The organism is Sorangium sp. So ce327 (genome assembly GCF_051530205.1).
Taxonomy (GTDB): domain Bacteria; phylum Myxococcota_A; class Polyangia; order Polyangiales; family Polyangiaceae; genus Sorangium; species Sorangium cellulosum_B.
This window is the reverse complement of record NZ_CP150330.1, coordinates 9,762,339-9,788,602: the sequence shown is the minus strand read 5'-3', so window position 1 is coordinate 9,788,602 and position 26,264 is coordinate 9,762,339. Positions and strand designations below refer to the sequence as shown.

General features: G+C 73.1%; 21 protein-coding genes. 8 read left to right on the top strand and 13 right to left on the bottom strand.

Annotated features, from left to right (window positions below; all coding sequences use genetic code 11):
• Positions 1-37 precede the first annotated feature (37 nt).
• From WME95_RS36680 to WME95_RS36645, 8 genes are read right to left on the bottom strand one after another with little or no spacing between them, the layout of a single operon-like run.
• Complete coding sequence (locus tag WME95_RS36680) at positions 38-1,045, bottom strand: UDP-glucuronic acid decarboxylase family protein (protein ID WP_437903973.1); 1,008 nt, start codon at positions 1,043-1,045, stop codon at positions 38-40.
• Positions 1,042-2,205 (bottom strand): CgeB family protein, encoded by a 1,164-nt coding sequence (locus tag WME95_RS36675; protein WP_437903972.1) that lies wholly within the window; start codon positions 2,203-2,205, stop codon positions 1,042-1,044. Before WME95_RS36675 ends, WME95_RS36680 begins: the two co-directional genes overlap by 4 nt.
• Complete coding sequence (locus WME95_RS36670) at positions 2,202-3,341, bottom strand: CgeB family protein (protein WP_437903971.1); 1,140 nt, start codon at positions 3,339-3,341, stop codon at positions 2,202-2,204. The genes WME95_RS36675 and WME95_RS36670 overlap by 4 nt, the downstream gene beginning before the upstream one ends.
• Positions 3,338-4,492, bottom strand: a complete 1,155-nt coding sequence (locus WME95_RS36665; protein ID WP_437903970.1) for a CgeB family protein — start codon at positions 4,490-4,492, stop codon at positions 3,338-3,340. Before WME95_RS36665 ends, WME95_RS36670 begins: the two co-directional genes overlap by 4 nt.
• Entirely contained in the window at positions 4,483-5,643 is a 1,161-nt protein-coding gene (locus tag WME95_RS36660; RefSeq protein WP_437903969.1) for a glycosyltransferase family 4 protein, read from the bottom strand. Before WME95_RS36660 ends, WME95_RS36665 begins: the two co-directional genes overlap by 10 nt.
• Positions 5,636-6,937, bottom strand: a complete 1,302-nt coding sequence (locus WME95_RS36655; protein WP_437911061.1) for a TIGR04295 family B12-binding domain-containing radical SAM protein — start codon at positions 6,935-6,937, stop codon at positions 5,636-5,638. The genes WME95_RS36660 and WME95_RS36655 overlap by 8 nt, the downstream gene beginning before the upstream one ends.
• On the bottom strand, positions 6,934-8,070 hold the full coding sequence (locus tag WME95_RS36650; RefSeq protein WP_437903968.1) for an SDR family NAD(P)-dependent oxidoreductase: 1,137 nt from the start codon (positions 8,068-8,070) through the stop codon (positions 6,934-6,936). Before WME95_RS36650 ends, WME95_RS36655 begins: the two co-directional genes overlap by 4 nt.
• Complete coding sequence (locus WME95_RS36645; protein ID WP_437544393.1) at positions 8,067-9,185, bottom strand: NAD-dependent epimerase/dehydratase family protein; 1,119 nt, start codon at positions 9,183-9,185, stop codon at positions 8,067-8,069. The genes WME95_RS36650 and WME95_RS36645 overlap by 4 nt, the downstream gene beginning before the upstream one ends.
• 459 nt (positions 9,186-9,644) lie before the next feature.
• On the opposite strand from WME95_RS36645, the gene WME95_RS36640 reads away from it, so the two are divergent.
• The 4 genes from WME95_RS36640 to pssA all read left to right on the top strand — a co-directional run bounded on the left by WME95_RS36640 (position 9,645) and on the right by pssA (position 13,294).
• On the top strand, positions 9,645-10,001 hold the full coding sequence (locus WME95_RS36640; protein ID WP_437710456.1) for an antibiotic biosynthesis monooxygenase family protein: 357 nt from the start codon (positions 9,645-9,647) through the stop codon (positions 9,999-10,001).
• Between the two features lie 74 nt (positions 10,002-10,075).
• Complete coding sequence (locus tag WME95_RS36635) at positions 10,076-11,479, top strand: selenium-binding protein SBP56-related protein (RefSeq protein WP_437903967.1); 1,404 nt, start codon at positions 10,076-10,078, stop codon at positions 11,477-11,479.
• A 6-nt stretch (positions 11,480-11,485) separates the two neighbouring features.
• Positions 11,486-12,124, top strand: coding sequence for a hypothetical protein (locus tag WME95_RS36630; RefSeq protein WP_437710452.1), 639 nt, complete (start codon positions 11,486-11,488; stop codon positions 12,122-12,124).
• A 234-nt stretch (positions 12,125-12,358) separates the two neighbouring features.
• The gene (gene pssA / locus WME95_RS36625; protein WP_437903966.1) at positions 12,359-13,294 is read left to right on the top strand and encodes a CDP-diacylglycerol--serine O-phosphatidyltransferase; all 936 of its coding nucleotides are present in this window, start codon (positions 12,359-12,361) and stop codon (positions 13,292-13,294) included.
• A gap of 13 nt (positions 13,295-13,307) precedes the next feature.
• On the opposite strand, the gene WME95_RS36620 is transcribed toward pssA, so the two are convergent.
• The 3 genes from WME95_RS36620 to WME95_RS36610 all read right to left on the bottom strand — a co-directional run bounded on the left by WME95_RS36620 (position 13,308) and on the right by WME95_RS36610 (position 17,192).
• Complete coding sequence (locus tag WME95_RS36620) at positions 13,308-13,712, bottom strand: hypothetical protein (RefSeq protein ID WP_437903965.1); 405 nt, start codon at positions 13,710-13,712, stop codon at positions 13,308-13,310.
• Positions 13,713-14,073: 361 nt separating this feature from the next.
• Positions 14,074-15,567: a lamin tail domain-containing protein gene (locus tag WME95_RS36615; RefSeq protein WP_437903964.1), complete on the bottom strand. Its 1,494-nt coding sequence runs from the start codon at positions 15,565-15,567 to the stop codon at positions 14,074-14,076.
• A gap of 326 nt (positions 15,568-15,893) precedes the next feature.
• Positions 15,894-17,192: an STAS domain-containing protein gene (locus tag WME95_RS36610; RefSeq protein ID WP_437903963.1), complete on the bottom strand. Its 1,299-nt coding sequence runs from the start codon at positions 17,190-17,192 to the stop codon at positions 15,894-15,896.
• Between the two features lie 438 nt (positions 17,193-17,630).
• Between WME95_RS36610 and WME95_RS36605 the strand changes: the two genes are divergently transcribed.
• On the top strand, positions 17,631-18,446 hold the full coding sequence (locus tag WME95_RS36605; protein ID WP_437903962.1) for a tetratricopeptide repeat protein: 816 nt from the start codon (positions 17,631-17,633) through the stop codon (positions 18,444-18,446).
• Complete coding sequence (locus tag WME95_RS36600; RefSeq protein ID WP_437903961.1) at positions 18,446-19,399, top strand: glycoside hydrolase family 75 protein; 954 nt, start codon at positions 18,446-18,448, stop codon at positions 19,397-19,399. The genes WME95_RS36605 and WME95_RS36600 overlap by 1 nt, the downstream gene beginning before the upstream one ends.
• Positions 19,400-19,598: 199 nt before the next feature.
• Here the strand turns inward: WME95_RS36600 and WME95_RS36595 are convergent, their stop codons facing one another.
• Both WME95_RS36595 and WME95_RS36590 read right to left on the bottom strand, forming a co-directional pair.
• On the bottom strand, positions 19,599-20,849 hold the full coding sequence (locus WME95_RS36595; protein WP_437903960.1) for a hypothetical protein: 1,251 nt from the start codon (positions 20,847-20,849) through the stop codon (positions 19,599-19,601).
• A 185-nt stretch (positions 20,850-21,034) separates the two neighbouring features.
• Complete coding sequence (locus WME95_RS36590) at positions 21,035-21,412, bottom strand: hypothetical protein (protein WP_437903959.1); 378 nt, start codon at positions 21,410-21,412, stop codon at positions 21,035-21,037.
• 388 nt (positions 21,413-21,800) lie between these two features.
• Between WME95_RS36590 and WME95_RS36585 the strand changes: the two genes are divergently transcribed.
• Positions 21,801-23,267, top strand: a complete 1,467-nt coding sequence (locus WME95_RS36585) for a formylglycine-generating enzyme family protein (protein WP_437903958.1) — start codon at positions 21,801-21,803, stop codon at positions 23,265-23,267.
• A gap of 29 nt (positions 23,268-23,296) precedes the next feature.
• Complete coding sequence (locus WME95_RS36580) at positions 23,297-26,230, top strand: glycosyltransferase (protein WP_437903957.1); 2,934 nt, start codon at positions 23,297-23,299, stop codon at positions 26,228-26,230.
• Positions 26,231-26,264 lie beyond the last annotated feature (34 nt).

Genomic DNA, 26,264 nt, shown 5'->3' with positions numbered 1-26,264 from the left:
CGCCGCACCGACTCTACGGTCGGCGCGTCGGCTCGGCTCAGCCGTTCGCCGCACGGGGCAACGGTGCGTCTTCGTCCGACACCGGGAGCCCAGGTGCGCGATGGCCCAGCCCGAGCGCGCTCCGGAAACCCTCGATCGTGCGGCGCAGTCCCGTGCGCAACGGCACCTTCGGCTCGAAGCCGAGCACCCGCCGCGCGCGGTCGATCACCGGCTGCCGCTGCCTCGGATCGTCCTCGGGCAGCGGACGGAACACCACCCGACCCCGGCTCCCGGTCAGGTGGAGCACCTCCTCGGCGAGCTCGAGCACCGTGAACTCCTCGGGATTCCCCAGGTTCACCGGGCCCGTCTCGGTCGGGTGCTCCATCAGCCGGACGATCCCGTCGATGAGGTCCTCCACGTAGCAGAAGCTCCGTGTCTGGGAGCCATCGCCGTACACTGTGAGGTCTTCACCCCGGAGCGCCTGCACGATGAAGTTCGACACCACCCGACCGTCATCGAGCGCCATCCGCGGACCGTACGTGTTGAAGATCCGCGCCAGGCGCACCTCGACGCCGCGGCGGTGGAAGTCCATCATCAGCGACTCGGCGCACCGCTTCCCCTCGTCATAACAGGAGCGGATCCCGATCGGGTTCACCGCGCCCCGGTAGCCCTCCGGCTGCGGGTGGACCTCGGGATCGCCGTAGACCTCGCTGGTCGACGCCTGGAAGACCCGCGCCCCGCGGCCCTCGGCGAGCTTCAGCGCGTGGAGCGCGCCGAGCACGTTGACCAGCGTGGTCCGGACCGGATCGCGCTGGTAATGCGGCGGGCTCGCCGGCGAGGCGAGGTTGTAGATGCGGTCGACCTCCCGCCGGTACGGCTGCATCACGTCGTGCTCCACCAGCCGGAAGCGCCGGTGAGAGAGGAGATGGGCGACGTTGTCCCTGGAGCCCGTCGAGAGATCGTCGAGCGCGACGACCTCGTGGCCCTCCCGGATCAGCCGATCACACAGGTGGGAGCCGACGAATCCGGCGCCCCCGGTCACCAGGATGCGGAGCGCTGCGCTCATGTCTCTCTGACCTCCTCTCCAGGTCGACTGCCCACGTCGACGTCATCGTCCCCGGTCTCCCGGGCGCTCCGGCGCTCCGGCGCGTCCCGCCCGTCGAGCAGCTCCCGGGTGTATCTCTCCAGCGCCTCGGCGCGGTGCGCCGCTGTGTGGCGGGCGAGCACGCGCTCGCGCGCCCGCTGGCCGATCGCGATCCGCTCCCGCTCGGGGAGCTCGCGGATCAGGTGGAGCACCTCCTCCGAGGAGCGGGCGACCAGGATCTCCTTGCCCGGCTCGAACAGCTCGTCGAGGCCCGGCCAGTCGTCGCTGATCACCGGCACGCCGCAGGCCGCGGCCTCGAAGAGGCGCACGCTCGGCGAGTACCCCGCCTCGATCATGTCCCGGCGGGTGACGTTGAGCGTGAAGCGCTGCGCGCCGTAAAAGCCGCGGTGCTCGCCCGGCGGGACGTGATCCGTGCGCTCGACGTTGGTGGGCCAGCCGATGTCCGCCGGGTACTGCGGGCCGGCGACGACGAAGCGGCCTCGCCCCCAGCGGCGCGCCGGCGCGACGAGGAGCCGGTCCAGCGTGGGCTGGCGATCGGCGCTGTACGTGCCGAGGTAGCCGAGATCCCACCGGGGCGGCGCGCGCTCCGGGAAATACTCGTCCGGATCCACCGCGCAGTAGAGCGGCCGCGCCCGCTTCGCCCCGTGGCGGCGCTCGAGCCGCTCGAGCGTCGGGCCGCCGGTGAACGAGAGGTACAGGTCGTACCGCGGGATCAGCGCCGGAGACAGGTACCCGGCGCCGCCCCGCTCGATCTGCTTGAGCGTCACCGGCGTGTCGATGTCGTAGAACGCGGTCTTCCCGCGCGCCGTCTCCGTCACCCAGGCGCCGACCTCGGCGCCGTCGGGCACGTAGGACCCGACGACCACCAGGTCCGCGTCGCGCACCGCGCCCCCGAAGCGCGCGCGGAGATCGTCGAGCCCCCGGTAGAGCTCGGTCCGGCCGTAGGGCGGGCTCGGGAGGTCGCGGTTCTCGGCGTAGAACGAGAGGTCCCGCTCCAGGAACAGCACGCTGTGCCCCCGCTGGGCCAGCCGCTTGAGCAGCCCGCGGTACGTCGTCGCGTGGCCGTTGCCCCACGACGAGGTGATCGACAGGCCCAGGAAGACGAAGGAGATGGGCTTCACGGCGGCGCGATCGCGGTGAGGGTTGCGCCGTCGGGGCGGGCCAGCAGGGCCTCGACCTGCCTCGCGCGCTCGGCGTAGGTGTGCCCCGCGAGCACGCGCTGCTTCGCCGCCCTGCCGATGGCGCCGGCCCGCTCGGGCGTGAGCGCCCGGAGGATCTCCGCGACGTCGTCGCCGCTCCTCGCGACAAGCACCTCGCGCCCGGGCTCGAGGAAGAGCTCGATGCCCTCCCACGCGTCCGTGACGAGGCACGCGGCCGCGCCCGCGGCCTCGAAGACCCGGGTCGCCGGGGAGAAGCCGACCGACGCCATGCTGTCGCGGGCCACGTTCAGCACCGCGCGGGCGCTGGCGTTGAAGGCGTTGTGATCCGCCGTGTAGACGTGCCCGACGTAGCGGACGTTCGGGGGCATGACCTTGTCCTGCCAGCCGCTGCCGCCAAGGAGGAACCGGAGCCCGGGGAGCGCGGCCGCGGGCCGCAGGAAGAACTCCTCCACGCGCCGCTCCCGGTCCGGGAGGCGGTTGGCGAGCAGCGCGAAATCGCAATGAAATCGAGGATCTGGCGCGACCTCGAAGTGGGTCTCGGGGTCGAGCGCGTTGTAGATCGGCGCGCAGCGCCGCGCGCCGAGCGCCTCGTAGCCGCGCACCACCGGGTCGCCGCCGCCGTAGGTGAAGACCAGGTTGAAGCGCGGGATCAACGCGCGGAAGGGATCCGAGGGCGTGGCGCGGACCCGCTCCAGCGTGGCCGGGGCGTCGACGTCCCAGAAGATCGTGGTGAGCCCCGGCCGATCGAGCGCGGCGACCTCGGCCTCGAGCAGCTCGTCGAAGACGCCGACGCCGCTGGCCTTGACGACAACGTCGGCGCTCCGGGCCTGCTCGACGAGGCGCCTGGGCTCCGCGGGGTCGGCGCCGGAGTAGACGACCACGCGGGCCCACGGCGGGTCCTCGATGTCGCGGTGCTTCTGGCGATCGTAGGCGTCCGGCTCGTGGAAGGTGATGCGGTGCCCTCGCGCCGCGAGGGCGCGGAGGATGCCGCGGTAGTAGGTGGCGGCTCCGTTCCAGTAGGCGGAGACGAGGCTCGATCCGAAGAAGGCGATGTCGAGCGATCGGCTCGCGGTCGGGCGTGGGTTGCGTCGGTTCATGACGTGGCTCGCTGGGGTGGGGCGGCGGGCGCGGGGCGATCGACCTCGACGCCGAGCTCGGCGGCGATGGCGAGGAGCTCGTCGACCCGGTGGGCGCACGTGTGGCGCGCGAGGATCGTCGCGCGCCCCCGCTCCGCCAGCTCGGCGGCCAGGGCGGGCTCGGCGAGGAGGGCCGCGAGGCGCCGCTTCATCTCGTCGCCGTCCCGGGCGACGAGGTAGTCGCGGCCGGGCGAGAACAGCCCCTCCGCGTCGCTCCACGGCGAGCAGACGAGCGGGATGGCGCAGGCCATGGCCTCGAACGGCCGGATGGTCGGGATCCCCGGGAGCGAGGCGACGTAGGGCCTCCTCGGGACGTGGACGGTCACCCTGGCCCGCGCGAACGCCTCGGGAGCGCGGTAGTTGGGGAGCCAGCCCCGGTGCTCGATCCCGGCCGCGTCGAGCGCGGCGCGGGCGTGGTCGGGGTAACGCACCCCGTGCACGCGGGCGGAGAGGCCGAGATCGCGCGCCGGGCCGATCAGGAACGCGTCGAGCTCGCGGGTGCGCTCCTCGTCGCCCCAGTTGCCGATCCACACGAGATCGCGCTCGGGCCGGGCCCCGCGGCGAGGGCGGAACACGCGGACGTCCGCGGCCTCGTGCCAGACGAAGGCCCGGCGGGCCCAGCGGCGCTCGAGGTAGAGGTCGCGGATCACCCGGCCGAAGGCGAGGACGCCGTCGTAGTGGGCGAGGTCGTAGCGGGCCATCGCCCCGGGATCCGTGACCGACCGGTGGTGCGTGTCGTGGAAGAGCAGCCGGTACGGCGCGCGCGACGCGCGTGACGCGCGTGCTCGGTGCGCGCCGATGCGGGCGACCAGCTCGGGCTCGCTCCACTCGTGGACGAGGACGAGCGAGGTGCCCTCGAGCGCCTCGTCCAGGTCGAGCGAGGCAAGGTCGTACCGGATCGGATCGACGCGCGGGTAGACCTCCCTCACCTCGCGCAGCGGCGCCTCGCCGTGATCGGCGACGAGGTTCTGGAGGCTCCAGGCGTCCCTCGGCTCGAAGGCGCGGACCTCGTGCCCGCGCTCGGCGAGCTCGGTGACCACGCCGCGGAGGAAGTGCGCGTTCCCGTGGTTCCAGTCGGAGAGCAGGGAGTGGCAGAACAGGGCTATGCGCATGGCGCGTGCTCCCCTCTCCACGGCGAGCGCCCTTCTTCGCCAGGCCCGCGGCCGAGGAGCGCGCCGTAGAGGCGCAGGTAGCCCCGGGCCATCCGCCGCGGCGAGAAGCCGAGGGCGCGGGCGCGGGCGCGCGTGGCCATCTCGCGCCGCGCGCCGGGCGCGTCGATGAGCGTGCGGAGCGCGCGCCGGAGGGCCTCCGTGTCGCCGGGATCCACGTAGAGGGCCGCGTCCCCCCAGACCTCGCGCAGGCTGGGGATGTCGCCCAGGACGAGGGCGCACCCGGAGAGCGCCGCCTCCAGGACCGACAGGCCGAACGGCTCGTAGCGGGCCGGGTGAGCGTAGATCGACGCGCGGCCGAGCGCGGCGGCGACGGCGGACGGCGAGAGCACGCCGAGGTGCTCGAGCGAGGGGAGGCGCGTCGCGCCCCCGCCGCCGTCCGGGTGGACGTCGCTCCCGGCCACCTGGATCGGCCAGGGCAGGTGAGGGGCCACCTCGCCGAGCGCCTCGATGTTCTTGGCCTGGTCCCAGAGCCGCCCGACCGCGAGGACGAGCTCCTCCTTGGGGCGCGGGGCGAACCGCGCGGGGTCGGCGGCGTTGGGGATCACCTCCGCCCGCGCGCCCCCGGGGAGCGGGCCGTGGTGGCGCAGGAGGGCGTCGAGCATCGCCCGGGTCGGGGCCACCACCGCCGACGCGGCGGCGAGCCCCCGGGCCACCTCGCGCCGGTAACGATCGTACCGCGGCGGCGCCTCCCCGCCGAGGACCGCGGCCCACCAGGAGAGGACGCACGAGTGGGCCACCACGAGCTTCGGGGCGCGGAAGCCGAGCGCGCCGTGCGCGTAGCCGTTCAGGTGGATCAGCGCCGGGCGGACGCGCTCCTCGAGCTCGAGGAGCCAGTCCCCGGCGCGCGCGACGTCGTTCCAGGGATCCTCCATCCACTCGAGCCGGAAGGAGCTCTCGAAGACGGCGAGCCCGGGCACGCGGCCCGCCGCCTCGCGCTGGGGCGCGGAGAGCGGCCCGCCCAGCGTGGCCAGCGACGTCCGGACCCCGCGCGCCGCGAGCGCGCGCGCGAGCTCGATCGCGTAGGAGAAGACGCCGCCCACCGTGTCGGCGGTCATCAGGACGGAGCCGGGGGCGCGCGCGGCGTCAGCCATGGCCGGGGGGCGCGATCTCCAGCGCGGAGAGCGGGAGAGGGCGGCTGTCCTGGAGGTCGCTGAAGCGCTCGAACCGATCGAGGTAGTGCGCGACCGAGCGCTCCCACGCCTCGTCGTCGGGGGCGCCCCAGCGCATCGTGTACTCGGGCGAGCCCGGGTAAGGGAACATCGGCACCGGCTCGTTCGCCCACACGCCGTGCTGCTGGAGCCGCTCCCGGAAGGCGGAGACGTCCGCGGGATCGTCGGTCGCCGACTGGATCAGGTTCGCCTGGACGAAGGGGACGCTCTTCTTGGCGTGGATCAGGAGGTCGCCGAGCTGCTCGGTCGAGAGCTTGCAGCGCTTGGCCAAGAGGCTCCTGCCCTCCCGGGTGATGCTCTCCACCCCTGCCTCGATCGAGACGCACCCCGCTCTCCCGAGCAGGTCGAGCATCTCCGGGCTCCAGTTGTCGACGCGCATCTGGACGCCGAACGACACCGGGCGATCGACGAGCGCCTCGAGCAGCGGGCGATCCGGCAGGAAGATCTCGTCGATGAAATAGACGTAACGAACCCCCTGGGCGACGAGCCCGTCGATCTCGTCGAGGAGCACCTCGAGCGGGCGCTTGCGGTAGCCGTCGCGGAAGTTGTCCTTCGCGCAGAAGGTGCAGTGGTACGGGCACCCTCGCGACGCCTCGACCTCGGCGCCGGGGCCGATCGGCGCGGTGTCGAAGCGGTGGTGGTGGTGGGCGTGGCGCGCCACCGTGGCCTCGTCCCAGCGGAGGGCCGGCAGCCGGGCCATGTCCGACGCGCGCGGGCCGCCCTGCACGCGCGCCTCGTCGCCGTCCAGCCAGGCGATCGCGTCGATCTCGCCCCAGCGCGATCGCGGGCGATCGGCGAGCTCCACCAGCACGTCCTCGCACTCGCCCATCACCACGGCGTCGACGCCGAGCTTGCGCAGGGTGGCGCGGGGGGTGGTGGAGGCGTGGGGGCCCACCGCGAGCCGGAGCCCCGGCAGCCCGTGGAGCGCGCGGAGCGCCTGCTGCGGGACGCGGAGCTCGGGCGGGGCGCAGCGCCAGAAGAGGTAGCTCGGCGCGGTGGTCACCACGATCGCGTCGGCGCGGAGCGCGGCCACCTCGTCGCGGAGGGCGCCGTCGGCGAGGCCCCGGGCCTGGGCGTCGACGACGGTCGCCTCGTGCCCCGCGGCCTCGAGCAGCGCCCTGGCGTAGCCGTATTCGAGGGGCAGGTGAGGCTCGCGGCAGCCGAAATAGATGCTCCCCTCGAAGCTCCAGGCCGGGTTGACGAGCGCGAACCTCACCGGACGCCCCCCGCGCACGGCTCCTTCGTGGGCTGGCCGGCGCCGGCGGCGGCCTTCGCGGCGCCGGTCGCCTCCGTCATCTCCCGCAGCCAGCCGTGCAGCCTGCGCACCCCGTCGCGGACCCGGACGCGCGGCCACCACCCCGTGGCCGCGGAGAGCCGGCGGCAGTCGGAGACGTAGTACCGCTGATCACCCGGCCGCCACCCCTCGAAGCCGATCAGGGGGCGCTTGCCGTCGAGCTCCTCGATGAGGTCGAGCAGCTCGAGCAGGCTGAGGGTGTTCTCCGGGCCCCCGCCGACGTTGAACGCCGACGCCGAGATCTGCCGGATGTCCCTGCGGGCGAGGAGGAGCGCGTCGACGAGGTCGTCGACGAAGAGCACGTCCCGGACCTGCATCCCGTCGCCGTAAAGCGTGATCGGCTCCCGCCGGAGCGCCTGGAGGAGGAAATGCGCGACCCACCCCTGGTCCTCGGTCCCGAACTGGCGAGGACCGTAGATACAGCTCATCCGGAACACCGCCGCGGGGAGCCCGAAGGTGCGGGCATAATCGATGACGTACTGGTCCGCCGCGCCCTTGGAGCAGCCGTAGGGGCTGTGAAAATCGAGCGGGCGGGCCTCGGAGACGCCGGAGGCCCGGAGCTCCGGATCCGCGGGCTCGTAGCGCCGGCCGCTGCACGAGAGCGGGACGTCGGGGAGGCCGCCGTACACCTTGTTGGTGGACGTGAGGAGGAGCGGCGGCGGGGCGCTCTCGGCGCGGAGCGCCTCGAGGACATTGAGCGTCCCGCGGGCGTTGATCTCGAAGTCTTCCACCGGCTGGACGAGGCTCGTCGTCACGGCCACCTGGGCGGCGAAGTGGAAGACGCTGGAGGCGCGCCGGACCGCGGCCGCGACCGCGCGGGCGTCCCTCACGTCGCCGGTGATCAGCGTGACGCGGTCGCCGTGGGTGCGCCTCAACCACTCGACGTTGCGCGCCACCGAGGGGCGGGAGAGGTTGTCGAAGAGGATCACCGTCTCTCCCGCCTGGAGCAGGCGGTGGGCCAGGTTGGCCCCGATGAAGCCGGCGCCGCCGGTGATCAGCGCCGGGCGCCCCGGCGCTGCGGTCGCGCCGCCCGGGCCATCCGCCGCGGCGCTCATACCGTCAGCCCCCTGGATTCAAGCTCGGCGCGGGCCTGGGCGACAGCGTCCTTCGCCACCTGCCCCTCGAGCCAGTCGGCGAGATCGCGGAGCCCCTCCTCGAGCGAGACCCGGGGCGCATACCCGATCTTCTGCTGCGCCGCGCCGATGTCGGCGAAGCAGTGCCGGACGTCGCCCAGCCGGGATTTCCCGACGATCTCCGGCTCGATACCGCTCTTCCCCATCACGTCGCGCACGCGCTCGGCGACCTCGCGCACGGTGTACGACCGCCCGCTGCCGATGTTGAGCACCTGGCCCACCGCGCCGTCGGCGCCGAGGGCCCGGACGCAGGCGCGGGCGACGTCGGTGACGCTCACGAGATCGCGCCGCTGCAGCCCGTCCTCGAAGATCACGGGCGGACGGTCGTTGAGGAGCCTCGCGGCGAAGATGGCGAGGACGCCGGTGTACGGGTTGGAGAGGGCCTGACGGCGGCCGTAGACGTTGAAGAAGCGGAGGGCGACGGTCGGGATCTGGTACGCGCGCCCGATCATCAGGCAGAGCCGCTCCTGGTCGTACTTGGAGAGCGCATAGACCGACTCGAGCGACGGGGGTTTGGACTCGGGCGTCGGGATGGGCACGAGCGCCTCGCCGGCCTCGCTCCGGACCTCCCAGTCGCCGCGCTTGAGCTGCTCGAGCGGCCGGCTCGCGCCGGGGACCACCGCGCCGGAGGCCGCCCGGTAGAGCCCCTCGCCATACACGCTCATGCTGGAGGCGACGAGCAGCCTCGAGACCGGCTTCGCGGCGAGCTCCTCGAGGAGCACTGCGGTGCCGAGGTTGTTGATCGAGGTGTACTCCGCGATCTTGTACATGCTCTGTCCGACCCCGACCGCGGACGCGAAGTGGACGACCGCGTCCACGCCGCGGAGCGCCGATTTCACCGCGTCCCGGTCGCGGACATCACCCACGATGAGCTCGACCTCCGGGTCGAGGTAAGACGGGCGGCTGCGGTCGGGGCCGTGCACCTGAGGGACCAGGCTGTCGAGCGCCCGGACGCGGACCCCCTGGCGCAGGAGCTCGTCGGCGACGTGAGAGCCGATGAACCCCGCTCCACCGGTGATGAGGACGTGACTCGTCATATCCCTCTGGTTCGAAACAGGGCATGATCGGTGCCCCGGACGCCATCCGAGTATCATGCGACTCACGATCACGCAACACGGTTTGTGAGGTATTCAACAAGGGCCCGCTCCGTGCGATTTTCCGTGCTCCGCTGCGGAATGCTCGAGTCTGGCGAGCCCATAGGGGCTTTCCCGTCTGTCTACCGGGCCAGTCTGTACCGTTCGAGTGCGCGAGATCCGCTGACGTCGGAGCGGTTAGGGTGCATCCGTAGCGATGCTTCTGATCGCTTGCGTGTCGCCAGCGGCATTGCGTTGAGCTCCGGGGGATTCCCAGGCATTCTGCCGGCGTGCGAGCGGCGCCAGCGCGGGAGCGCGCGGGCGGCGCCAGCGCCGCGCGGCCCCGGCCGGGCACAGGTGCTGCTAAGCTTGCCGCCGCCCGCAGCGCGCGGGCCTCCCGTACGAGCAAGAAGGAGAGGAGCGATGATCGTCGTCACCAACCGCATTCCCGTCGCCGAGGGCCACGAGGCCGATTTCGAGGATCGCTTCAAGAACAGGGTCCACCTGGTCGATCAGGCGCCCGGCTTCATCCGGAACGAGGTCCACAGGCCGAAGCCGATGAAGCTGGACCACGCGACCGGCGCGTGGAGCCCGGACCCGGACGCGCAGGGGTTCTACGAGGTGAAGACCTGGTGGCGGTCCATGGACGATTTCATCGCCTGGACGAGGAGCCCCGCGTTCGCGGAGGCGCACCGCAACCGCGCGCCGAAGGAGATGTTCGCGGGCCCGAGCAAGCTCGATATCCACGAGGTGTTCCTCAGCACGGATCTACCGGGGTAGCCTGTGGCCGCCGGTCCTCGCCGGCGGCCGCCTGGAACGACACGCGAACGCCCAGAACCAAGGAGACGCAGCGCATGCGGTTTCGTCCGGATCCCACCTTTTACCCGTCGCCGCGCCTGGCGATGGAGGCGCCGCCCGAGCGGCTGGCCTACGTGACCGCGCTCGACGCGGGCGCCGCGCTGAAGCGCCCGGGTGAGCTGCGCCATGACGCGCTCACGGTCGTCGATCTCGATCCGAGGTCGCCGGCGTATGGCACCCTGGTCTCGGTCAACGAGCTGCCGACCTACGGCGACGAGCTGCACCATTCCGGCTGGAACGCGTGCAGCGCCGCCCTGTGCCCCTACGCGCCGCACCCCCACGTCGAGCGCCGCTTTCTCCTGCTCCCGGCGCTCCGCTCGTCGAACATCTTCGTCTTCGACGTGAAGCCGGACCCGCGCCGCCCCGAGCTCGTCCACACGGTGCGCGCCGAGGAGATCGCGAAGCGGGCCGGCTACTCTCGCCCGCACACGCTGCACTGCGGCCCCGACGGCATCTACGTGAGCGCGCTCGGCGGCCCTGACGGCGACGGGCCCGGGGGCATCTTCGTGCTCGACTGCGAGAGCTTCGATGTGCTCGGTCGATGGGAGATCGATCGCGGGCCGCAGTTCCTCCACTACGACTTCTGGTGGCACCTCGGCCACGACACCCTCCTCACGAGCGAGTGGGGGACGCCGAAGATGATCGAGGACGGCGTGAATCCGGAGCTCCTGCTCGGCAAGAAGTACGGTCACCGCGTTCATGTATGGGACCTGCGGAAGCGCAAGCACCTCCAGGCGCTGGATCTGGGCGATGAGCACCAGATGGCGCTGGAGCTCCGCCCTGCCCACGACCCGACCAAGGCCTATGGCTTCGTCGGCGTCGTCGTGAGCGTCAAGGACCTCTCCGCCTCGATCTGGCTCTGGCATCGCGACGGCGACCGGTGGGCGATCCGCAAGGTGATCGAGGTGCCGGCCGAGCCCGCGGATCCCGACCTCTTGCCGCCGCTGCTGAAGGGCTTCAAGGCGGTGCCGCCGCTGATCACCGACATCAACCTCTCCCTCGACGACCGGTTCCTCTACGTGTCGTGCTGGGGCACAGGCGAGCTCCGCCAGTACGATGTATCCGACCCGTTCCACCCGAAGCTGGTCGGCTCGGTGCACCTCGGCGGCATCGTGCGCCGGGCGGCGCATCCGCGCTCCGGGCCGCTGCGGGGCGCGCCGCAGATGGTCGAGGTGAGCCGCGACGGCCGGCGCGTCTACTTCACCAACTCGCTGTATGCGTCGTGGGACGAGCAGTTCTATCCCGAGGGCATCGGCGGCTGGATGGCCAAGGTCGATGTGGCGGCGGGCGGGGGCCTCACGGTCGATCCCGAGTTCTTCGTCGATTTTGGCCCGCTGCGCCCCCACCAGGTGCGGCTCGAGGGGGGCGACGCGTCGTCCGACTCGTTCTGCTACCCCTAGCCGGCCATGATGCCCTGGCTCACGCTGGCGCTCCTCGGCGCCTATCACGGCATCAACCCTGGCATGGGCTGGCTGTTCGCGGTCGCCCTGGGCCTGCAGGAGAAGAGCAGCGGCGCGGTGCGGCGTGCGCTCGTCCCGATCGCGCTCGGCCACGCGGCGTCGATCGGCCTCACGGTCGCGCTGCTCGGGATCGGGCTCGCGAGCGTCCCCGCCGCGGCGCTGCGGTGGCTCACGGCGGCCGCGCTCGTCGCGTTCGGCGTGCTCAAGCTGGTGAGGCCGCGCCACCCGAGGTGGGTCGGGATGCGCGTCGGCTTCCTCGACCTGACCTGGTGGTCCTTCCTGATGGCCACCGCGCACGGCGCGGGGCTCATGCTGCTCCCGGTCTTCCTGCTCGGCGCCGAGAGCCCCGCTCCGTGCCACGGCGGCGGGTGCCACAACGCGGCTGGCCTGTCGCTCGCGAGCCCGCTCGGCTACCTCGCCGCCGTCCTCGTCCACACGGCCGCCATGATGGCGGCGGCCGCCGCGGTCGCGCTCGTTGTCTATCACAAGCTCGGCGTCGCCATCCTTCGCACTGCGTGGTTCAACCTCGATCGGGCCTGGGCCGTCGCGCTCATCGGGGCCGGCGTCATCGCGGTGCTGCTCTGACGTCCAGGCCGTCGTGACGGGCGGCGGGGCGACGGCCTGGCTCCCGAGCTCGCCCGCACCCACGTCGACACCCCGAGGGTCGACGGCGGCCCGCCTGCGCACCTCCGTGCCGCCGCCGCCGATCGGCCTGCCGCTTGAACGCGAGCCGCCTCGTGTACTACGAGGCCGGCCGGGCGTGCTCGTCGGGCCGCGGCCTTCAGCCGCGCTGCGCCGATGTCCCGCGGGATCGCCACCATGTCAGAACATCATCCAGCAGCGTGGGACACCGGCGTCGGGCCGTGGTGTCCCGCGGGCCCGGGGCAGGCGACGAGCGCGCGCCCCGAGCGCCCGCGCGGCGAGGTGGCGCCGGAGCGGCCGCGGCCCGCGCCAAGGCGGGCCCTGTACCTCCTTCCCAACCTGATCACGCTGTCCTCGGTCTTCTGCGGCTTCGACGCGATACGGCTCTCGGCCTCCGCGCGGTCCGACGACGACCTCCGGCGCGCCGCGCTCCTCATCCTCGTCGCGATGCTCGCCGACACCCTCGATGGCCGCGTCGCGCGCATGACCCGGACCGAGAGCGCGTTCGGGGTCCAGCTCGACTCGCTGGCCGATCTCGTCTCCTTCGGCGTGGCCCCGGCGCTGCTCGTGTATCAGTGGTCGCTCCACCGCCTCGGCCTCGCCGGCGTGCTCGGCGGGTCCGTGTTCGCGGCGTGCGGCGCGATCCGGCTCGCCCGCTTCAACGTCCTCTCCGTCCTCTCGACGGGCGAGGCGGGCGGGCCGCCGTCGCCCGCGAGGTACATCGTGGGCCTCCCTGTCACGGGCGCGGCGGGGATCCTGATCGCGATCGTCATGACCCGCCGCGGCGCGGGCGGGCAGCTCGGCGGCGCGCCGGCGGTCCTCGCGACGACGCTGCTCGTCTCGATGCTGATGGTGTCGACCCTCCGGTTCCGCTCGTTCAAGGATCTCCGGCCGGGCCCCCGCACGTTGCTGGCCATCGCGCTCGCGCTCGGATCGAGCGCGCTCCTCTCCGTCCGCTGGGGGCCCGCGCTCGTCCTCGCCTGGGGGCTCGGCGTCTATGTCCTGCTCGGCGTCGTCGAGTCGCTCTGGCGGCTCCCGGCGCTGCGGCGCGGCGCTCCGGCTGCGCTCGAGGCGCGCGCCGCGCGCGCCGGGGGAGGCGAGGAGCGGCCGTAGCGCGGCCCGCCGATCACGGCCTCCCCGACTGCCAGTATCCGTTCCCCTGCTGCTTCCACCATTTCACCTCGGCGCTCGGGGACCCCGGCCACGCGCGATAGGTGTAGATCCCGTCGTCCAAGAGACAGATCGGGTCCTGCTGCTCGTGGCTCAAGCAGACCTTCCCGGGCCCTCTGTCGTACTCGAGATAGTAATCCACCTTTTCGGGGTCCTGCAGCCCATCACTCCAGATATTTTTCGTTCGTGCCTCCCATCTGCCCATCGACACATAGGTGAACGTTCGATGGGTGGTCCCGGTGACCCCTCCGTCCCTGGTGGTCGGCCCGGAATACGCATAGATCATCATCTGCGCATAGGCGGCCGCCGACGTGAGCGACACGACGGCCAGGGTAGCGAGACCGCGGCGTAGCCTGCTCATGGATCACCCCTCCTGCCCTTGAGAGAACGATGCTTGTCTCGAACGATCGGCTGTACGTCAGGCCTCTGTCCGGCCTTGACGCGGTTCACCATCTAGAGCCCTGGCGCTGACCGTCAACCCTGTGTACCGGCCACCGGGCTACACCCCTCGCGCGGCCGCGAGCAGGCTCGTGCTGGCGGCGCACGCGGCGCTTCAGCGCTCGACCTCGATGGGCTGTCGCGGAGATCTGGGGCGAAGGAGCCGGTTGGCCGCTCTGCGGGACCAGCCCGATCGACTCCTCTGCAAATGCTGGTTCAGGGGCGGCCTCGGGTCATGGCGACCCGGGGCCAGCGGGGCAATCCACGCTCGTCCGGGCGGCGCCTCAGAACGCCGAGCCGTTCGCGCGACGGCCCGGAGAGGCGCTCGCGCCAAGGGCGCTGTGCAGGGCGAATTGCGCTCCCGGGGAGGCGTCGGGGCTGCGGTTCATCGAGACGCCGTCCTGCGCCGCGAGCCCGCTCGCGTAGGTGACGGTGTCCACGGTCGCGCTCGAGGCGTTTTTCAGCGTGACCTTGTCTCCGCTGTTGCCGAGGTTCAACGACCCCGTGGACGCGGCGACGGCCCCGCTGCCGCTCGGCACGGCGGAGGCGCCGCCAACCACCACGATGGCCGTCCAGGGCGCGAGCGACGCGCCGGTCGGGAAGGTGTGCCGCGTCGACGTGCCGTCGGAGAGCGTCCAGCCGGCGAGGGCCGCCGCGGCCGTGCCGACATTGACGATCTCCACGAACTCGCCGGCCGTGTTGCTGCCCGGCTCGTTCGCGAGGACCTCGTTGATGATCACGGCGGCGGTGCCCGTGCCCCCGCCGCTGCCGCCGGTCCCGCCGCTGCCGCCGGTCCCGCCGCTGCCGCCGGTCCCGCCGCTGCCGCCGGCTCCGCCGCTGCCGCCGGCTCCGCCGCCGCCGTCGGGGACCAGGAAGTCGCGCACGACGCCCATGTGCTGCATGTTCGGGGCGCCGCTGTCCGACGAGAGCGCGGGGCTGATCTCGGAGAGCGGCGAGTAGACACGCGTGTCTGCCACCAGGCCGTTCGCGAAGCTGCTCCCGCCGATCACGACGGCCGTCTCGTACGCCTCCAGGTCGCCGTCGACGAGCACCCAGTCATAGGGCTTCGTCCTGCCGGCGTTGGTGTTCGCGTTCCCGTTCCGGTCGGCGGGATAGGGCCCGGCCGTGACGACGACGTCCGAGAGGCTCGAGACGCACGCCTCGGTCCGGCTCGCCGTGTTGAAGTCGCCGCCGATGACCAGGTAATCGCCCTGGGCCACGTTCGCCTCGATGAACGAGACGAGGTTCCGCGCCTCCGTATCGCGCGCCCCCGCGCTGGACGTCAGGAGGTGGACGCTGATCGCGAACACGTGGCCGGGGCCGGGGATATCGATGCGCGCCCACGCGAAGTCCCGGTTGCTCACCGACGTGTCGTCCCACTCGCCGGACGCCACGATCGGCCACCGGCTCACGATCCCGTTCGGGATCTGCGCCCCGCTCTCGCGGTAGTAGCTGAACCCGGCCCCGAACGCCGCGTCCACGAAGGAGCGGAGCTCGGAGGTGGTGTTGCCGCCGTAGTTGAACTCTTGCAGCAGGGCGATATCTGGCTTGATTCCCCGCAGGATGCGCTCGCCGTGCCCGGGATCGTAGCTCTGGTAGTTGCCGCTCGTGATGTTGGCGGCCATGAGCCGGACGCGCGTCGACAGCGCGTCGCTGTGCTCGCCGAGGAGCTCCGCCTCCGCGCCCTCGTCCACGTCGAGCGGCAGATCGGCCGCGCACGCGGCCATGGCGAGCGCCGAGGCGAGCAGAGTCAGCCGAACCCATAAGCATCGCTTCAAGAGGGAAGTCGTCGATCGCATAGCGCTGCACCAGGCCTTTCTGGGGATCGTCTCCTGAAGCATCCCCTCGAATTTCCCGGGAAGATTCACAGAGAGTCGGGGAGGCGGGGAGTGAAATACCACCGATCTCCCCGTCTCCCCGCCTCCCTGTTGAATTCTCCTCTGAAAATGCGAGCAAGACGAGGGGGTTTGTCAGGAACATCTCATTACAGCACGGAACGAGGGCGCGGCGGTGTCGCGTTCGTCCCTGTTCCATGCAGTGATGATGCCGTTCCGGTCACGGACGGACGACACCCGACGTCGGGCGCGCTGGTCGCCTCGGCGGCTCAGCGGCTCGCCATCGCGAACGCGATCCCGCTCTGGAGGGAGCTCTTCACCGCGCAGCGGCCCATGTCCGCGCCGCGCTCGGCGAGGCGCTGGGCGACCTCGGGGCGGATCCCCGTGAGGACCACCCGCGCGCCGAGGAGGCCCGCGACCCGCACCGCGTCGAGCAGCGCCTCCATCGCCGGCGGATCGATCTCGTCCACGCCGGTCAGGTCGATGATGGCGATCCGCGTGCGGCGGTCCGCGATGCCGCGCGACAGCGCCTCGATCATGCGGCGCGCCCGCCCGGCCTCGAGCGGGCCGATGAGCGGCACGACCACCACGTCGTCGCGGATGGGGATGAGGGGCACGGACAGCTTCGCCAGCGCGGCGTCCTGGGCCTTGATCACCTCCTCCTGCAGCCGCGCGCGCTCCTCCTCGGCGCGCTTGCGCTCCGTCAGATCGATGCCGGTCATGATGACGAACCGGACCCTCTCGTCCCTGCCGCGCAGGACGGCGCCCGACCACGCCGTCACCCGGAGGGCGCCGTCTGCAGCCGTCCACGGCACCTCCACCTGCCTCTTCGACTCGCCCGCGCCGAGCTGCTCGAAGAGGTCTTTGAGCTGCGCGGACGCGCGCGGATCGGGCGTGAGATCCCAGAGGAACCGGGCCTCCCGGAGCCCTCGCGCGCTCCCCAGCGCCCGCTCGGCGGCGCTGTTCATGCGGACGATGCGGCCCCGCGCGTCGAGCACCACGATGAGGCCGTCGACGAGATCCATGACGGCCGCCATGAAGTCCCGCTCCCTGCTCAGCATCTCCTGCCCGTGCTTGCGCTCGAAGATGCGGCCGAGCTGCCGCGCGATGCGGCCGATGGTCGCCGTGAACTTCCCGTCGTCCGCGTGCTCGGCGTCGGAGAAGAACTCCAGCACGGCCACGACGTCCGCGCCGACGACCACGGGGAACGCGAACCCCGCCTTCACGCCCAGGTTCCTCGCGAGCCGGGCGCGCGGGAAATTGGCGTCCACCGTGACGTTGCGCACCCACGCCGGCTGCTTCGAGGCGAGCACCCTCCCGGGAAGACCGAGCCCCGCGGTGAACTGTGTCGCTTCCGTGACAGCCTTGAACGTCGCGAACTTTGCTTCATCGTTCAGGTGCCAGAGCGCCGTGGGAAGGAGCAGAGACGGATCGTCCGCGGCCGGCACGTACGCATGCCCGACCGGCCAGCCGAGGTGATTGCAGATGTGCGTGATGGTGCGATGCAGCGCCTCTTCGACGCTCGCTGCCTCGTGGACGTCGACGGTGACCACCCGGAGCAGGTCCACGAGCGACCGCTCATCCGTCAGGACATTGTCGAGCCTCAATCGAGCTCGCGCCGCCAGTTCATCCGAGCGTTTGAGGGGGCAAGTCATGCATGAAGCCGTAACATGCGCCATGTATCGAATCCGTTTCGACGCGGCGTCGTCGTCGGTCCGCTCGTTTCGCTCGTTTGCCATGGACCGGCGCGGCGCGCGCGGTCGCCGGCCGGCGCCGCGGTGACCTCGCCGGGCGGGCGGCGGGCGCGCCGGGGATCCTGGGAGATCACGGCGCTCGCCATCCGAGTCGTCCGAGTCGTCGCTGGACGGTGGTGCGCTCTTCCCCTTAAGGTGTCGGCCGCCGCGGCGAGGCGGCGTGCGCGGGCGCGCGGGGCCGTGAAGAAGGCGACGGCCGCGGTGCCCTCTCCGGCTTCTGCTCCAGTTTCTGATCGCTTCTGACGGACAAGGATGATGATGCTCTCGAACTGTCTTCGCCGGTGTGCGTTCGTTGTGACGTTGCTGGCTGCCGTGCCGGCGCTCGGGGCGCCTCCGCCGGACGGCGCCTCGGCCGAGGCGCAGCAGGCCGCCCGGACCAAGGCGCACGAGGGGCTCAAGCTGTACGGCGCGGACCGCTGGCAGGAGGCGTTCGACGTCTTCCAGGAGGCGGATCGCCTCTTTCATGCGCCGACGCTGGTGCTCTACATGGCGCGGTGCCAGCGCAAGCTCGGCCGCCTGGAGGCCGCGCGCGACCTGTACGAGCAGGTCCTCGGCGAGCCGCTCCCGGAGGATCCGCCGACGGCGTTCCTCGAGGCGCGGAAGGACGCCGAGACCGAGCTCGCGGGTGTGCGCGCCGCGCTGGACGCAGCCGCGGTGAAGGCGCCCCCTCGCGCCGAGCCCGCGGCGCCGGCCGGGGCGGAGGGCGGCGGCTCGCTGGTCCCCGCCGGCGTCGCGTTCGGGCTCGGGGCGGTGGGCATCGGCGTCGGCGCCGTGACCGGCCTCATGTCGCTGTCGCAGGTCTCGGACATCAGGTCGCGCTGCGAGGGCCGGCGCTGCCCGGCCGAGCTGCAAGGCGACGCCGATTCAGCGGCCACGCTGGGCCATGTGTCCACCGTGAGCTTCGTCGTGGGCGCGGCGGCGGCCGCGGCGGGCGTCGTGCTGCTCGTGGTCCGGCCCGGCGGCGGCAGCGCGTCCGAGGCCGCTGGCGCGCCGCCGCGAGCGCCGCGCGGCGTGGTCTGGAGCGCCGGGGTGGGCCTCGGGCGGATCGAGCTCCAGGGGAAGTTCTGATGCGAGCGCTGGCGCCACGCGCGAGGAGGGCGTGGCTCGGGGGAGCGCTCGCGGCCCTGGCGCTCTCCGGCGGCAGCGCGTGCACGAGCCTCTCCGGGGTCGGCGATCTCGAGTTCGGCGCCGGCCAGGGCGGGGGAGGCGCAGGTCAGGGAGGCGTCGGCCAGGGAGGCGCAGGCGGGAGCGGCGCCGGCGGCGGCAGCACAGGCGGGAGCGGCGCAAGCGAGGGAGGCGCTGGCGCCGGTGAGGGGGGCGGTGGCGAGGGCGGCACAGGCGGGGGAGGGGACGGGGGCAGCGGCGGCGGCGCCGGCGAGGGGGGCGCCGGCGTGGGCGGAGCCGGCGGGGGTCAGGCGCCGGATCCTCCGACGGCGGCGGAGCTGCTCGCGCTCACGGCGTCGTGCCGCCCGGCCTCGTCGGGGCTCTTCAGGAACGCGTTTGACGGCAACGCGGAGCCCGGCATCCCTGTCTGCGGGCTGAACGGGGCGTTCTTCTGGCAAGCCGGGATGGGGATCGACTGCGACGGTCTATCCCATGAGTCCTCCGAGTGTCCCTCGTCGACTGCTCACACGGCGCTGGCCGACTCGCAGGGAAACGCGCTCGACTCGGTCCATCTCCCGTTCGTCGTCGCCCCCAACAGCTGGCCCGACGAATGCGACGCGGTGGCGTGGAATCACAAGGATGCCGGTGTCGAGCTGGGGGCCGTGGTGGCGGTCATCCGCGGCGACACGGTCGCTTATGGCATCCTCGGCGATACCGGGGAGTGCGATACGATCGGGATGGGATCGTACGCGATGGCGAAGGCCATAGGCATCGAGCGGCCGGGCGCCGGGGTGGAGAGCGGCGTCACTTACATCGCGTTCGCGGGGCCGCGTGCGGTCGTGGATCCTGTCGAGGACCACGCGAAGGCCGAGGAGCTGGGGATCCAGCTCGCGGCCCAGCTCCTGGCGGCTCCCTGAGCTGGCGGCACGGGAGCGGGAGGATCACCCCCGGGAGCGAGAGGATCACCCCCGGGAGCGGGAGGATCACCCCCGGGAGCGGGAGGATCGCCCCCGGGAGCGAGAGGATCACCCCTGGGAGCGGGAGGATCACCCCCGGGAGCGGGAGGATCACCGCGGGGTGGCGCAGGGCCGCCCCGCGGCGCCTGTCATCGCGACGTCAGTCGCACGTCGCGGTCTGGCAGGTCTCCATCTCCGCGGCGCACGCCTCGCCCACGCACGTGTTGCAGGCCTCGGCGTCCTCGCCGCTGCACGCCTCGATGCAGGCGCCGTTCCCTCCCGTCATCTGGCAGGCGAGCGCCGCCGAGAGCTGGGGCCCGACGCTCTCGCAGCTGTTCACCACGCAGCCGTAGACCGCGGCGTCATCCTGGGCGTTGCCGAGGCACTCGAACGCCTCGGCGCACGTGGTCTTCCCGTCGCCGTACCACGTCGCCGCGATCAGGCCCTCCGCGGTGTCGCAGTTCTCGTAGGCCGGGGAGCGCGGGAAGTACGGCCCGATCAGCATGCACATCTCGTCGCGGCTGGTCAGGCCCTGCGCGATGTTGCGATCCTCGACGTTGTTGAACTCGCAGCGGTAGTCCAGGGACTCTCCCGCCTTGACCTCGAGGAACGGCGAGAACTCCTCGGACGGGACCCCCTCCCACCTGTCGTGGGCATAGAGCTCCCTCGTCGTGCCGTCGAGACCGACCTTGTGCGCGACGTAGCCGACGCCGCGGCGGTGCATGTGCGACTGGATCCTCACCACCGAGATGTCGTTCTCGGTGACGCAACGCATGCGCGCCGTGGACTTTCCGTGCGCTGGCACGCTGATGAAGGGGTTGTAATGGAAGAGCATGCCCGCCTCGACCTTCACCTCGTCGTCCGCGATCGTGTAGAGGTTGATGCGCGCGTCGGTCTCGATGGCCTCGGGCGACGCGTTCACGTAATGGGTGTTCATGAGGAGCACCGTGCCCGGCGCGACCTTGAGCGCCACGCCTTCCGGGAGCTCGCCCAGGAAGGAGTTGCCGTCGGGCGACTGAGAGCCGGCGACCACGCCCGTGGCGTCCCAGTCGGCCTGGGGGCCGTCGTTGCAGTCGTGGACCTGGCTCGCGTCCAGGGCGACGCCCCGGCGCGTCTCGGTCGGGATCGACGTGTAGGGCGTCGCGTACAGGAGCACATGGTGGCTCCCGCCGGAGTACCGCACCATCTCCCGGTTGACGTTGAGCCCCTCCGGCGGCGCGACGAAGAGCTGGCAGCGCTCGATCTCCTGCCCCGGCTGGAGCGTGGAGACCATCCGATACTGCACGCCGGCGCCCTCGGCCGGCGGCGCCAGAAGCTCGTCCTCGGAGGGTTGAGGGTTGGTGTCCGAGGAAGAACAGCCGAAGAGCGCGACTGCGCCGAGGAGAGCGATGAGTGAGGTCGTTGTTCGCATGCGTTGATCCCTGCCGTGTGTTGGTATCGCATCTCGCGCGCGCCGTTCGGGGCGCGCGCACATGGCTCCCGGGGGCCCGCAGAGGGGCGCGCACCCGGGGAAATCGATCGACGCCGGCTTGTCCGCGCCGGCATGTCCGCGGCCGACCTCATCCCATCGAGGGCGGAGTCGGACGCATCATGAAGTCATCTCCAGGATCGAGGGCGGCCGCGCTCGCTCGGCCGGTCCCGCGAGCCCCAGCTCGGAGAGCGGTCGAGCAGCGTGTCGATGGCGAGCCGCACCTCGAGGCGAGCCAGCGTCGCCCCGATGCAATAGGGATTGCCGCCGCCGAAAGCAATGTCCTTGTCGGCGCCCTGCCGCCGATCAAACGCGGATGCGCGGGGATCGGTGATCGTACCGCTCCTCATGTCGACACATACGCCCGGCGCCGCGCCAAGCTCCCCACTGTCCTCGCTGCCGCGCAGCAAGGAGTCGACGTCCTCTGCGCCGGAGGACGAGCCCCGCGCCCAGCGCTCGTCCGCGTGCCATGGACCATCGAACGCCTCGGCCGACAGTGCGTACATCCTTTCGCTTCGCTGTGAGGTGTGACCAGGGCGCGCTCGACCGCGGTTGACTCCGGCGTCGAGCCTCGCTGGATGCCATGCGGACGAGCGCCTGTCGAGCCTCGATCCCGCCGCCGATGGGTCACCCGGAGCGGCGTTGGAGGGCTGTTTTGTAGCTGTTTTCGCGCTGGTGCCGGTCAGATCACGTGTTGAGTGAAGAACTGTAAAGACACTTTGATAAGCGTGATGTCGCGGGCAGGACGCGAGGTAGCGAGGTAGGGGCGCGCGCCGGCGCGCCCGCTCTTCCGGCGGGGCGAGGGCGCTCCGGGCGCCCTCCGCCGCTCGGTCGGCTGCGCCGCTCGGGCCGCTGCGAGCGCACCTCGGCCGCGCTCTCTGGTAGCGTGGGCCCGTGCAGCCTCGCGCCACCGCATGCCGCGTCCTTCCTGCGATCGTCCTCGGGGCGGCCGTCGCCCTCCTCGCCCCGGACTCGGCGCAGGCCGCGGATCCGGCGCCCGCCGTCGCGATCGACCTCGGGGGGGTGCAGCTCGAGCTCGTGCTGGTGAAGGGGGGGCGCTTCCGTCAGGGCTCGCCGCCCGCGGAGGCCGGGCGCGGCGACGACGAGGCGGTCCGGGACGTGACCCTTGGCCGCGACTTCTACCTGGGGAAGTTTCCGGTCACGGTCGGGCAGTTCGGGCGCTTCGCCGCGGAGACAGGCTACCGCACGGAGGCCGAGGTCGGCGCCTCCGGCGGGTTCGGGTTCGACGGCAAGGGCCTCTCGCAGCGCAAGGAGTTCACCTGGAGGACTCCCGGTTTCCCGCAGACCGATCTGCACCCGGTGACGCTGGTGACCTTCAAGGACGCGGGCGAGTTCACCCGCTGGCTGACGCAGAAGACCGGCCGCGCCTTCGACCTGCCGACCGAGGCGCAATGGGAGTACGCCGACCGCGCGGGGACCCAGACGCGGTTCTATGCGGGCGACGCCGACAGCGCCGCGGCCGCCATCGGGTGGTTCAAGGGCAACGCGGGGAGCGGGACGAGGCCTGTCGGGCAGAAGCAGCCGAACGCCTTCGGCCTGCACGACATGAGCGGCAATGTCTACGAGTGGTGTCGCGACTGGTACGGGCCCTATGCGCCCGGACCGGCGGCCGATCCCGAGCAGGCGGCACCCCCGGCCGGCGACAAGCCCCGGCGCGTGCTGCGCGGCGGGTCGTGGCTCAAGGACGCGAAGCACCTGCGCGCCGCGGCGCGGTACCGCAACGACCCCGGCAGCCGCAACGCGGACAACGGCTTCCGCGTGATCGCCGCGCTCTCGGCGAGCGCCCCTGCCGCGGCGCCTTCGCCGACCCCGCCGCCGGCGGCGACCGCGCAGGCGCCGCGCTCGAGCTCCTGGTCGACCGCGGCGACGGTGGGGTTCGTCGGCGGCGGCCTCGTCCTGGCCAGCGCCGTCATCGGCCTCATCGGCCTGCTCGTGCACCGCGCGGTCGGACGCAGGCCCATGGCCGGGGCGCCGCCCGGCGTGACGTTCCGGCCGCAGGGCGACGGCTTCTGGCTGCACGCGCCCCCGCACCTGCACGGGTCGATGCTCCACTACCGCTGCCTCGTGAAGGGCGCGATCCGGCGCGCGTCGGTCCCGATCGAGCCGGGGCCGCGCGGGCAGTTCGTCTACACGGGCGGCGTCCCGTCCGCCGTGGAGGTGGAGCAGATCGGCGCGGCCGCGTGGGCCGCTCCGCGCGCGGCCGGGTGGGCCGCGGCGCCGTCCGCCGCGCCGCGCGCGGCCGCCGCGGGGGCCGCGGGTCGACGCTCGAGGGACCGGATCTCGAGCGCGCCGGACGTGGCCGTCGCCGCGCCGTTCCGCGGCTATCCGTCGGCCTACTGAGCCGCGCCGCTCTCTCTCGCATGCTTCGCATGTTCCGCAGCTCCCGCGTGCGCCGCCCCCTCTGCGCCGTCTTCGCCGAAGCGCCCGCGCACCGCGCCCGCGCCGGCCGCACGCTGCGCGCGCTCCGGCTCGCCGGGCTCGCGCCGGTCGATCTCACGGCGGCGCCGCTCGCGGCCGCGGCGGAGGCGCTCGCGGCGGGGCCGGTGTGGCTCGTGCGCGGGGGCGCCTGGCCTGCGCCCTCCGCGGCGATCGAGCCGGACCCGTTCCCGCCGCCGAGCGACACCGGGCTGCCGCTCTGCGCGCTCGGCGCCGTCCTCGCGCCGATCGACCTCGCCGCGCCCTCCGTGCCCGAGCCGGACGTCACGGCGTGGGCCGAGCTGCTGCGCGCCACGGGCGGCGAGCTGAGCCGCGCCGCGCGCGCCCGCCGCGCTCCGGGGCTGCCCCGCGCGGCGAGCGTGTACCTCGACGGGGCGCTCGCCGCGGGCGTCGCGGCGCGGCTCGGCGCGGGCGAGCCGCTCGACGCCGCGCTCCAGGGCGAGCTCGGGGCGCGGCGGGCGCGCGTGGTGCGGCACGCGCCGCTCGACGTGTGCGACGACGCGGCGCCGCGGGTCGCGCAGGTGGTGACCAGCCTGCAGCAGGGGGGCGCCGAGCGGATCGCGATCGACCTCGCGAGGGAGCTGCCGCGGCGCGGCGTGCGCTCGCTCGTCTGCGCGGTGTACCGGCCGACCCGCGCCACGTTCGCCGCGCCGCCGGGGGCGCTCGATCTGTCCGATGCGCGCGGCGACAGGGAGGCGCGCTTCGACGCGCTCGCCCGGGGGCTCGCCGCGTGGGGCGCGGATCTCGCGCACGCGCACCTGTTCGACGCCGAGGATCTCGCGCGCCTGTCCGCGCGCGGGTACCGCCCGCTCATCACGGTGCACAACGTGGCCGCAGGCTGGCCGGCAGGGCTCGATCGCCTCGCTCCGGAGGGCGCCACGCTGCTCGTTGCGTGCGCGCGCGCGGTCGAGGCGGAGCTCGCGGAGCGCGCGCTGCCGATCCCGGCGCGCACGGTCTGGAACGGCATCGACCTCGCGCCTGCGGAGGCGGCGCGCCGGGCCGAGGCGGCGGAGGCGCACCGGTCCGGGTCGGGGGAGGCGGTGCGCCGATCCCGGTCGGCCGAGGCCGCGGCGTGGCGGAGGCGCCTCGAGATCGCGCCGGGCGACCTCGTCCTGCTCGCCGTGGCGAACCCGCGGCCGCAGAAGCGGCTGCACCTGCTGCCTGGAATCCTCGAGGCCACGCGGGCCGCGCTGGCGGCGGCCGGCGATCCGCGGGCGGCTCGGCTCGTCATCGCCGGGAGCGCCTCGCCGGGCAGCGAGCAGGCGCTGGCCGCGGAGGCGGAGATCCGGCGCGAGGTCGACCGGCTCGGCCTGCGCGCCGAGGTGCGCTTCGCGGGCGCGGTCGGCGACGTCGCCGGGCTGCTCGCGGCGGCCGACGTCCTCGTGTCGCCGAGCGCCCACGAGGGGCTGAGCCTCGCGCACCTGGAGGCGCTCGCCGCGGGCCTCCCGGTCGTCGCGACCGGCGCCGGCGGCACCGCGGAGATCGCGGCCGAGACGCCGGCGATGGTCCACCTGCCGCTCGACGCCGCGCCCGAGCGGTTCGCCGGGGCGATCGTGGCGGCGGCGCGCGCCGGCGCCGCGGGCGACGCGGGCGACGGGTCGACGAGCGGCCGGGAGGTCGTGGCGCGGCACTTCAGCCTCGCGCGGATGGCCGAGGGGTATGCGCGGCTCTACCCGCGGGCGATCGCGCGGAACCGCGGCGTGCGGCGGGGCGACGGGCTGCTCCTCGTCACGAACAACTTCTCGATGGGCGGGGCCCAGTCGAGCGCGCGCCGGCTGCTGCTCGGCCTCGCGGCGGCCGGCGTGCGCGGCCGGGCGGCCGTGATCGAGGAGCAGCCGGAGTACCCGACGCCGGGGCGGCGCGCGCTCGAGGCCGCGGGCATCCCGGTGCTGGCGGTGCCGCCGCCGGCCGACATCGAGCCTGCAGAGGCGGTGGAGCGCCTGCTGCGCGCGATCGAGGAGGACCCGCCGGAGGCCGTGCTGATGTGGAACGTGATCGCCGAGCACAAGGTGCTCCTGGCCGACGGGCTGCTCGACGTCCCGCTCTTCGACATCAGCCCGGGCGAGATGTACTTCGCCTCGCTGCGCCGGTATTTCGCGTCGCCGCGCCGCGGGCTGCCGTACCGCGCGCCGCGCGACTATGGAGCTCGTCTTGCGGGGGTGATCGTCAAGTACGGGGCCGAGGCGGCGCTCGCCGCCGAGGTGCTCGGGGCGCCGGCGCATGTGGTGCCGAACGGCGTGGCGCTCGGCCCGCGCCCGGTTGCGGCGCCGCGCTCGACGCAGCCCGAGCCGCGCGGGTCCGGCGGCGAGCGCGGGTTGCTCGCGATCGGGACGGCGGCGCGGATCCACCCGCACAAGAAGCTCGACGAGCTCCTCGCCGCGCTGCGCCTCGCGGCGCCGCGCATGCCGCCGCACGTGCTGCGCATCGCGGGCGGCGTGGAGCGCGGCGCCGAGGCGCACGCCGAGGAGCTGCGGCGGATGGCGGCGGGGCTGTCGGTCGAGTGGGTCGGTGAGCTCGCCGACACGCGCGCGTTCCTGCGCGAGCTCGACGTGTTCGCGCTGATCGCCGAGCCCGCCGGGTGTCCGAACGCGTCGCTGGAGGCGATGGCCGAGGGGCTGCCGGTGGTGGCTACGGCGGTCGGCGGCATGTCCGAGCAGGTGGACGACGGCGTGACGGGCCGGCTGGTGCCGCCGGGCGACGCCGAGGCGCTCGCCGCGGCGCTCGTGGAGCTGGGCGCCGATCCGGCGCGGCGGGCGCGCATGGGCACGGCGGGGTGGGAGCGCGCGCGGGAGCGGTTCTCGCTGGAGAGGATGGTCGCCGATTACGTGGGCGTCTGCCTGGGCGGGCGGGACGTGCGTAGAGACTAGCCAATACAGCGTTGCCCAGGGACGAAATTGCCGT

What these genes read in the sequence shown, in the direction of transcription:
- WME95_RS36605 (WP_437903962.1), top strand. Translation starts at nt 17,631, where the DNA reads ATGATGATGCTCTCGAACTGTCTTCGCCGGTGTGCGTTCGTTGTGACG.
- WME95_RS36635 (WP_437903967.1), top strand. Translation starts at nt 10,076, where the DNA reads ATGCGGTTTCGTCCGGATCCCACCTTTTACCCGTCGCCGCGCCTGGCG.
- WME95_RS36660 (WP_437903969.1), bottom strand. Translation starts at nt 5,643, where the DNA reads ATGGCTGACGCCGCGCGCGCCCCCGGCTCCGTCCTGATGACCGCCGAC.
- WME95_RS36680 (WP_437903973.1), bottom strand. Translation starts at nt 1,045, where the DNA reads ATGAGCGCAGCGCTCCGCATCCTGGTGACCGGGGGCGCCGGATTCGTC.
- WME95_RS36600 (WP_437903961.1), top strand. Translation starts at nt 18,446, where the DNA reads ATGCGAGCGCTGGCGCCACGCGCGAGGAGGGCGTGGCTCGGGGGAGCG.
- WME95_RS36620 (WP_437903965.1), bottom strand. Translation starts at nt 13,712, where the DNA reads ATGAGCAGGCTACGCCGCGGTCTCGCTACCCTGGCCGTCGTGTCGCTC.
- pssA (WP_437903966.1), top strand. Translation starts at nt 12,359, where the DNA reads ATGTCAGAACATCATCCAGCAGCGTGGGACACCGGCGTCGGGCCGTGG.
- WME95_RS36580 (WP_437903957.1), top strand. Translation starts at nt 23,297, where the DNA reads ATGTTCCGCAGCTCCCGCGTGCGCCGCCCCCTCTGCGCCGTCTTCGCC.
- WME95_RS36640 (WP_437710456.1), top strand. Translation starts at nt 9,645, where the DNA reads ATGATCGTCGTCACCAACCGCATTCCCGTCGCCGAGGGCCACGAGGCC.
- WME95_RS36630 (WP_437710452.1), top strand. Translation starts at nt 11,486, where the DNA reads ATGATGCCCTGGCTCACGCTGGCGCTCCTCGGCGCCTATCACGGCATC.
- WME95_RS36665 (WP_437903970.1), bottom strand. Translation starts at nt 4,492, where the DNA reads ATGCGCATAGCCCTGTTCTGCCACTCCCTGCTCTCCGACTGGAACCAC.
- WME95_RS36595 (WP_437903960.1), bottom strand. Translation starts at nt 20,849, where the DNA reads ATGCGAACAACGACCTCACTCATCGCTCTCCTCGGCGCAGTCGCGCTC.
- WME95_RS36590 (WP_437903959.1), bottom strand. Translation starts at nt 21,412, where the DNA reads ATGTACGCACTGTCGGCCGAGGCGTTCGATGGTCCATGGCACGCGGAC.
- WME95_RS36645 (WP_437544393.1), bottom strand. Translation starts at nt 9,185, where the DNA reads ATGACGAGTCACGTCCTCATCACCGGTGGAGCGGGGTTCATCGGCTCT.
- WME95_RS36650 (WP_437903968.1), bottom strand. Translation starts at nt 8,070, where the DNA reads ATGAGCGCCGCGGCGGATGGCCCGGGCGGCGCGACCGCAGCGCCGGGG.
- WME95_RS36670 (WP_437903971.1), bottom strand. Translation starts at nt 3,341, where the DNA reads ATGAACCGACGCAACCCACGCCCGACCGCGAGCCGATCGCTCGACATC.